The organism is Micromonospora endophytica, from assembly GCF_003236305.1.
Classification (GTDB): domain Bacteria; phylum Actinomycetota; class Actinomycetes; order Mycobacteriales; family Micromonosporaceae; genus Micromonospora; species Micromonospora endophytica.
The window spans coordinates 1-2,598 of sequence record NZ_POTX01000424.1 but is presented as its reverse complement, the minus strand read 5'-3'; the positions used below and the strand labels follow the sequence as shown (position 1 = coordinate 2,598).

Here is a 2,598-nt window from a genome sequence, read left to right as displayed (position 1 = left end):
AGGACCCGATGGACGATGCGCTGGAAACCCGCTCTGAACGCCTTCGCCATCACCTTCAGCGACCGCTTCCCGACCGCTGAAACCTACTAACCAAGATCGCCGGAAACACCGTTGGCGAGACAGGCCCGGAAACATCCGTGCCGGACCGTCAGCGGGCTGAGGAACGGGTGACCGGTAGGTCGAAGTAGGTGTCCGGCCACGGTTCGTCGCCGTAGCGGAAGTGCCACCACTCCTGGTCGTAACCGACGAAGCCGCCGGCGGTCATCAACTGGCGCAGTTGCCGCCGGTTCTCTCGGGCGGTGGGGTCGATCTGGTCAGAGTCGATGTGCGACGACGGATCGAAGCAGTCGAAGCCGGTGCCCATGTCGACGCTGTTGTCGGCGAAGCGCTGCGCCTGCGGGGCGGTGCAGGCAGCCAACGGCTGGCCCGGTACGTAGCGGGGCTGTTCCGGCGCCGGCACGTCGACCAGGGTGACGTCGACGGTGCTGCCCCGGCTGTGGGCACTGGGTGCGCCGAGATAGCCGCGGTCGACCAACTCCGCCTTGGCCACCCGGGGGTGGAACGCGACCCTCATCGCGTCCTGCCCCGGCTGGCCGGCCCAGTGCAGGAAGTCGTCGGTGGCCCGCTGTGGGCGGTAGCAGTCGTACACCTTCAGGCTGCGGCCGACGGCGAGCGCCGCGTCCTGTACCCCGCGCAGCGCTTCGGCGGCCCGGGTGGTGAGCAGGCACAACGGCTCCTGGTAGCCGTCGACGGGGCGACCGATGAAGTTGTACGCCGTGGCGTACCGGATGTCGGTGAGGATGCGTTGATCCACATCGGAGAGCACGACGAAGTCCGGCCCCGACGGCGCCGACGGCGAGGGTGGCGGTCGCGGTTCGTCCCGCCCACACCCGGCCACCGCCAGCGCAACGCCCGCAACCATTGCCGCCAGCCACCTCCGTGCGGCGGTCATTCGGTACGCGTCGGCCGTCCCGTCCCGGCGGTGCGCAGCCGCCGACGGCGGCCGACCAGACCTCCCGCGAGTAGCGTCAGTCCGACGGTGAGGCCGATCACGGAAGCTGTCCGGAGCCGGTCGGCGAAGGTACGCGGGTCGGAAGCCTCTGCGCCGGACGCGCCGCCGGGCAGTGCCTGCGGCGGCACCGAGGCGGGCGGCGCGGAGGCGGTGGTTGCCCCCGGGCGCACCAGCGCGCCGACCGAGGCGTGCCGGGGCAACGTGAAGCCCCAGTCGAGCAGGGCGGCACCCTGTTCCCACCCCCGCTTGTCGGCGGCGTCGGCACCGAGCAGGGTGACCACGAGCTGGCGACCATCGCGCTCGGCCGCGCCGACGTAGGTGTGTCGGGCCAGGTCGGTGTAGCCGGTCTTGCCGCCCAACGCGCCGGGATACTGGTAGAGCAACTGGTTGTCGTTGTCGATGGTGAAGCCCTTGGCGCGCTGCCTCGGCTGGGCTGGGATGGTCGCCTCGCGGGTCGCCGCGTAGCGCCGGAAACGGGCGTCGTCGAAGCAGGCCCGGGCGATCAGGGCCAGGTCGTACGCGCTGGTGAACTGGCCTGGGCCGTCCAGTCCGGAGGGCGTGGCGGCATGGGTCTGGTAGGCGCCGAGCTGGCGCGCCTGATCGTTCATCGCCCGCAGCCCGCCGGCCATCCCGTCCGCGCCGCCGCCGAGCCGGGCCAGCGCGTTGGCCACCTCGTTGCCGGAGCGCAGCAGCAGGCCCAGCCACAACGTCTCGATCCGGTACCGGCCGCCCTCCACCAGTCCCACTGCCGAACTACCAGGCTCGATGTCGAGGTCACCGGCGGTGATGGTGACCTCCTCGGCCGGGTCCAGCCGGGGCAGCATGGTGGCGGCCAGCAACAGCTTCTGCACGCTGGCCGGCGTGGCGTACTCGTGTGGCCCGCAACCACCCAGCACCTCACCGGTCTCCAGGTCGGCCACCAGCCACGAGGTGGCGGCCACCTGGGGTGGCGTCGGCACCCCCTGGGGTACGACCAGTCCGGCGGTGGCCAGCCGGGCCCCGCCCACCGCCCGCTGCACCGGGTCTGGTGACGGCGTCACCGGCTGCGACAGGCCGGGCGCGGGCGGCGCCGGGCGCGGGCAGGGCACCGGCGCTTTGGCTGCGGCGGCGGTCGCGGCGGTCGCGGTGGTCGAGGTGGCGGTGGTCGCGGTGGCGGTGGTCGGCGCCAGGGGCGACGTCATGAGCGCCGCGATCACCGCAGCGACGAGGCGATTGACTCTCACACCCCGCGACACTATCGGGTGATTTCCGGCCAGTCCGGCGAATCGACCAGCAGGCAGCTCCCGTCTCTGCCCATCAGGGCCGTCAGGGCCGATCCGGGTAGAACCGGGACCACTTCGTCGAACAGACGTGATTGCACAGAGAAATCAAAATTTCACAGTGAGATCACGCTCCTCCTGACCATCGCTGCTTCGGGCCGGCCTGTTGCCGGCGCGACCGCGCCAGGCGGCGACCAGAGCCAGCCCGACCGCGAGCAGGCCGATCAGCACCGCCACCAGAGTTCCCGCGCCCGGGACGTCGTCGTGGGCGGCCGAGGCGCTCTCCTCCCCCGGTGGTGGACCGGCCGGCTGGGAGGCGGGCGGCGG

The 2,598-nt window shown here is 71.9% G+C and carries 3 protein-coding genes; all 3 read right to left on the bottom strand.

Features of this window, described 5'->3' with window-relative positions; all coding sequences use genetic code 11:
• Nucleotides 1–148: 148 nt before the first annotated feature.
• Entirely contained in the window at nucleotides 149–922 is a 774-nt protein-coding gene (locus C1I93_RS30070; protein ID WP_111246613.1) for a M15 family metallopeptidase, read from the bottom strand.
• A gap of 26 nt (nucleotides 923–948) precedes the next feature.
• The gene (locus tag C1I93_RS30065) at nucleotides 949–2,193 is read right to left on the bottom strand and encodes a D-alanyl-D-alanine carboxypeptidase family protein (RefSeq protein WP_111246614.1); all 1,245 of its coding nucleotides are present in this window, start codon (nucleotides 2,191–2,193) and stop codon (nucleotides 949–951) included.
• 186 nt (nucleotides 2,194–2,379) lie between these two features.
• On the bottom strand, nucleotides 2,380–2,598 hold a 219-nt coding region (locus C1I93_RS32135), incomplete at its 5' end, for a hypothetical protein (RefSeq protein WP_220039618.1).

Coding starts and splice junctions, on each gene's coding strand:
- C1I93_RS30070 (WP_111246613.1), bottom strand. CDS start 922: ATGGTTGCGGGCGTTGCGCTGGCGGTGGCCGGGTGTGGGCGGGACGAA.
- C1I93_RS30065 (WP_111246614.1), bottom strand. CDS start 2,193: ATGACGTCGCCCCTGGCGCCGACCACCGCCACCGCGACCACCGCCACC.